The sequence below is a fragment of the Streptomyces cahuitamycinicus genome, from assembly GCF_002891435.1.
GTDB lineage: Bacteria > Actinomycetota > Actinomycetes > Streptomycetales > Streptomycetaceae > Streptomyces > Streptomyces cahuitamycinicus.
In genome coordinates this window covers 1-4,637 of sequence record NZ_POUC01000530.1, presented here as the reverse complement: position 1 = coordinate 4,637, position 4,637 = coordinate 1, and the positions used below count along the sequence as shown (strand labels likewise).

The following is a 4,637-nucleotide window of genomic DNA, read 5'->3' as shown; positions in this document are numbered from 1 at the left end:
GGGTGGGTTCCAGTGGGGTGACGTCCGCGTCCGGGCCGGACGCGGACGGCGAGAGACGAATCGTTTCCGACGCGGCGGGTGTCGTGGTGCTGGGCACCTGCGCCGCATGGTCCCTGATCACGGCGGCCGTGCACGACGGCAGGCCCGAGGGGGTTCTCCTGGCGGTTCTGGCCGTGGCCGCGGGATACGCCGCCGGGCGGATCAGCGGGGCGCTGCTGCCGGTCGGCGCGCCCTTCGCCGGGGCGCTGGCCGGCATCGCGCTGACGGTGGCCGTTCCGCACCTCGCTCCGGGACCGCAGATCGCCGCGCCCCTCGGGCATGCCGGGGCCACGGCCGCCGTCCTGACGCTGTCGGCCGGTGCCGTTTGCTGTGCGGCCTGGTCCACGCCGGTTCCGGCCGTTCGGTTCACCCTGCGCCTGCTGGCCGCGGGTACCGCGGTGCTGGCGGCGGTGCTCGGCTCGACCACCGGGCTCGTGACGTGTGCGGCGGTGCTGGTGTGCTCTCTGGCCGCCGGCCGCACCCGTCACCGCGGCGCCGGGATGGCCGTACTGGCCGCCGTCGCCGCCGTGGTGACCGGCCTGGTCTGGGCGGTCGCCGCGCAGGCCGGATCGGGTGGGTTCCTGGCCGCTGCGGAGGGGCGGCTGACGCCGCACCGGGTGCGGCTGTGGCAGGACGCATGGCAGCTGCTGGGCGAGGACGCCGCCCTGGGGGCCGGCCCGGGCCGTTTCGGGGAGCTGAGCACGACGTCCGCCCAGTCTCTGCTGTCCGACGGCAAGCCCCATTCGGCGCCTCTGCAGCAGGCGGCCGAACAGGGGATCGTCGGCGTGGCCCTGCTCGCGGCGGCGTTCGGCTGGGTCCTGTACGCGCTGTGGCGCGGCCCGCGCCCGACCCCGGTGGCACTCACCGCCGGCGCGGCCCTGACGGCGCTTGCCGCCATCGCCGCGATCGGCAACGCGCTGAGCTTCACGGCGGTGTCGGTGGGAGCGGGCCTGCTGGCGGGCATGGCCACGGCGCGCCCCTTCGAAGCGTCGAGCCGTACGCCGGAGGCGCAGGCACGTGGAGCGGGGCACACTCCAGCGTGGTGACAGCCCCGAACCGTCGAGCTGTACGCCGGACGCGCAGGCACGCGGAGCGGGGCACCGCGTGGTGACAGCCGGTGATCACAGGTCGATCACGCACGGTGGCGAGCGACGGGCGGCTCAGTGCGCGGGAGCACCCGGCTTGGTGGGCCGCAGCCGTGCCTCGATGACCCGTACGGCCGCCTCCGCGTCGTCCACGGTGATCGTGAAGGTGTGCCCGTCCCACAGCTCCAGCTCGACGCCCTCGCCGCGTCGTACGACCACCGCGGTGCCCTTCTCGGGCCGCCATCGGTACCCCCAGCCGCCCCAGTGACGAGGGGTGACGTGGGAGATGTACGTGGCGCCGGCCACCTGGGAGAGCGGGATGCGGCGGCGGGGAATGCCGATGTGGCCGCAGCGCACCTCCAGGTTCTCCTCGTCGACACGCAGGGCGACGTGCACGAAGGCGAGTGTTCCGAAGAGGACCAGCAGCCCGGCGGCGATGCACCCGACTACGGCCATGACCAGTGGGGCGATGCCGGACTTCCATGCCGAGCCGACGGCCAGCTCGATGCCGAGCGCCATGCAGGCGGCACCCACGAGCGCCAGCAGCCACTGCACCCGGTTGGTGGCACGGCCGGTCCAGACCTCCGGGTGCGGGTGGCGGGCGTTCTCGCCGTGGCGGTGGTCCCTCATGTCTTTGAGGGTACTCAGATTTCGCTCCGCAGGTACCTCGTGGCGGAGTGTGACTGCGCCGGCCGGGCGCCGGGCCGGTCCGGCTCGCCGATCACGGCCGGTGACGGGTTCCGGTCAGCGTGCGGGCGTGACCGCCTGCATCAGGCGCCCTTCGGCATACGCCAGGGCGGGGGCGGGCAGCGTGCCCTCGCGTCCGCTGAGCAGCACGGTGAGCGTGCCGTGCGGTGTGGCTCCCGGCGCGGGCTGCTCGCCGAGCCGGCGCAGGGCCTGGGCGGCCACGGCTCCCGCGGAGCCGTGCAGCACGAGAGGCGGGCGGCCGGGACGCTGGACGGCGGTCCGGATGCGTTCGGCGACCAGTTCGTAGTGGGTGCAGCCGAGGACGACGGTGGTCACGTCGTCCGGGGTGAGGGCGGCGGCCGCGGACACGGCCGCGTCGATCGCCGCCTCGTCCGCGCGCTCCACGGCCTCGGCGAGGCCCCAGCACGGCACCTCGGTGACGGGCACGCCCCCGGCGAAGTCCCTGATCAAGGCCTGCTGGTAGGGACTGCCGGTGGTGGCCGGGGTGGCCCAGATCGCGAGATGCCCGCCGCCGGCCGCGGCCGGCTTGATTGCCGGGACGGTGCCGATGACCGGAAGTTCCGGTTCGAGGTGGGCGCGCAGGGCGGTGAGCGCGTGCACGGTCGCGGTGTTGCAGCCGACGATCAGGGCGTCGGGGCGGCGCGCGGCGGCGGCCTCGGCGACGGCCAGGGCGCGCCGGGTGAGGTCCTGCGGGGTGCGCGGGCCCCACGGCATGCCGTCGGGGTCAAGGGAGAGCACGAGATCGGCGTCGGGGCGCAGCCGCCGTACCGCGGCGGTGGCCGCCAGCAGACCGATTCCGGAGTCCATGAGCGCGATCTTCACCCGATCACGATAGACGATGAGCCGTCTCGGGCAGGCCGGGTGGGGCAGACTGCGCGCGTGAGTGCCCTTGTGTGGACTGCCGCTGGATCACTGCTCGCCTGGCTGTGGCTGCTGCTCTGCCAGGGCTTCTTCTGGCGCACCGACGTGCGACTGCCTTCACGCGCGGAGCCGGACGGGTGGCCGTCCGTGTGCGTCGTCGTCCCGGCCCGCGACGAGGCGGCCGTGCTGCCGGCCGCGCTTCCGTCACTGCTCGCCCAGGACTATCCGGGGCGGGCGGAGATCTTCCTCGTCGACGACGGCAGTTCGGACGGTACCGGTGATCTGGCACGCGAGCTGGCTCACAGGCACGGCGGGCTACCGCTGACCGTGGGTTCGCCGGGTGAGCCGCCGGCGGGCTGGACCGGGAAGCTGTGGGCGGTGCGCCACGGCCTCGGCCTGGCACGCGCGCGTGGGCCCGAGTACTTCCTCCTGACGGACGCCGACATCGCACATGCGCCGGACAGTCTGCGCGAGCTGGTGTCGGCGGCGCGTTCCGGTGGGTTCGACGTCGTCTCGCAGATGGCCCGGCTGCGGGTGGAGAGCGTCTGGGAACGGCTCGTGGTGCCGGCGTTCGTCTATTTCTTCGCGCAGCTCTACCCCTTCCGCCGGATCGCCGGCAAGGGCCGGACGGCGGCCGCGGCCGGGGGCTGCGTCCTGCTGCGGGCGGAGACCGCCGAGCGGGCGCGGATCCCGGACGCGATCCGGCACGCCGTGATCGACGACGTGGCGCTCGCCCGGGCCGTGAAGGGCGGCGGCGGACGCGTCTGGCTGGGGCTCGCCGAGCGGGTGGACAGTGTGCGGCCGTATCCGCGGCTGCGCGACCTGTGGCGGATGGTGTCGCGCAGCGCGTACGCCCAGCTGCGGCACCATCCGCTGCTGCTGGCCGGGACGGTCGCCGGGCTGGCGCTGGTGTACCTGGTCCCGCCCGTGGCGGCCCTGACCGGTCTCGCCGCCGGCCGTACGCCCATGGCGGCCCTGGGCGGTCTCGCGTGGCTCGTCATGGCGGGGACGTACGTGCCGATGCTCCGCTACTACCGGCAGCCTCTGTGGCTCGCCCCCCTGCTGCCGTTCACCGCGTTCCTGTACCTCCTCATGACCGTCGATTCCGCGGTGCAGCACTACCGGGGGCGGGGTGCGGCCTGGAAGGGCCGCACCTACACGCGCCCGGACGCCCTGCCCGACGAGGGCTGACGGCCACCGGGGGCGGTCACTTGCGGCCGGGGGTCCAGTTCATGCCCCACCCGTAGGCGTGGTCGACGGTCCGCTGCGGGCTCACCCCGCGGTCGGGCACCAGGTAGCGGGCCTCCCGCTGGACGATCAGGTCGCCGCCGGTGTTGGTGATCAGGGCGAGCGCGCACACGAGCGAGGGGACGGTGCACTCGTCGAGGGAGAAGTCGATCGCCGCCCCGTGCTGCGGCTGGAGCGTGACCGACGCGTGCAGATCGGCGAAGGAGCGGGCGCCTTCGTAGATGGTGACGAAGACGAGGATGCGCCGGAAGGCGTTCTTGTGGTCGAGGTTGACGGTGAGGTTCTCCCCCGTCGACACGGCGCCGGTGCGGTCGTCGCCGTCGAGGTGGATGTACGGGGGCTGGTGCAGCGCCCCGAAGCTGTTGCCGAGCGCCTGTACGACGCCCTTGCTGCCGTCGCTGAGTTCGTACAGGGCGCACAGGTCGAGGTCGAGGTCGGAGTGCCTCGCGGCCGGACGGCCGAACTTGCCGCTCCATCCCGAGAACTGCTTGCGCACCTCCCAGTTGAGGTTCACGTGCAGCGCGCCGGAGGTGCCGCCCAGCACGTACTCCTTCTTGCCGGTGATCTCGGCGATCTTCTGGAGGGCGGCGGTGACGGTGGCGTCGGTCCACTTGATCTCGTGCTTGGAGAGCTTGTCGTAGTTGTCCGGTCCGGCCGTGGAGAGGTAGACGTTCTCGAACAGGTCGGTGAGGGTCC

The 4,637-nt window shown here is 73.6% G+C and carries 4 protein-coding genes and 1 pseudogene; 2 read left to right on the top strand and 3 right to left on the bottom strand.

Annotated features, from left to right (window positions below):
* The first annotated feature begins 59 nt into the window (after positions 1-59).
* Complete coding sequence (locus tag C1J00_RS38475) at positions 60-1,085, top strand: O-antigen ligase family protein (RefSeq protein WP_102913533.1); 1,026 nt, start codon at positions 60-62, stop codon at positions 1,083-1,085.
* Positions 1,086-1,199: 114 nt separating this feature from the next.
* On the opposite strand, the gene C1J00_RS38470 is transcribed toward C1J00_RS38475, so the two are convergent.
* On the bottom strand, positions 1,200-1,754 hold the full coding sequence (locus tag C1J00_RS38470; RefSeq protein WP_102913532.1) for a hypothetical protein: 555 nt from the start codon (positions 1,752-1,754) through the stop codon (positions 1,200-1,202).
* Between the two features lie 114 nt (positions 1,755-1,868).
* Positions 1,869-2,654: a glutamate racemase gene (locus C1J00_RS38465; RefSeq protein WP_102913531.1), complete on the bottom strand. Its 786-nt coding sequence runs from the start codon at positions 2,652-2,654 to the stop codon at positions 1,869-1,871.
* A gap of 39 nt (positions 2,655-2,693) precedes the next feature.
* Between C1J00_RS38465 and C1J00_RS38460 the strand changes: the two genes are divergently transcribed.
* Positions 2,694-3,884, top strand: coding sequence for a glycosyltransferase (locus C1J00_RS38460; protein WP_102913530.1), 1,191 nt, complete (start codon positions 2,694-2,696; stop codon positions 3,882-3,884).
* 16 nt (positions 3,885-3,900) lie between these two features.
* Here C1J00_RS38460 and C1J00_RS38455 read toward each other — a convergent pair.
* Positions 3,901-4,637 (bottom strand): annotated as a pseudogene (locus C1J00_RS38455) (Tellurium resistance); the annotation flags it as partial.

What these genes read in the sequence shown, in the direction of transcription:
- C1J00_RS38470 (WP_102913532.1), bottom strand. Translation starts at nt 1,754, where the DNA reads ATGAGGGACCACCGCCACGGCGAGAACGCCCGCCACCCGCACCCGGAG.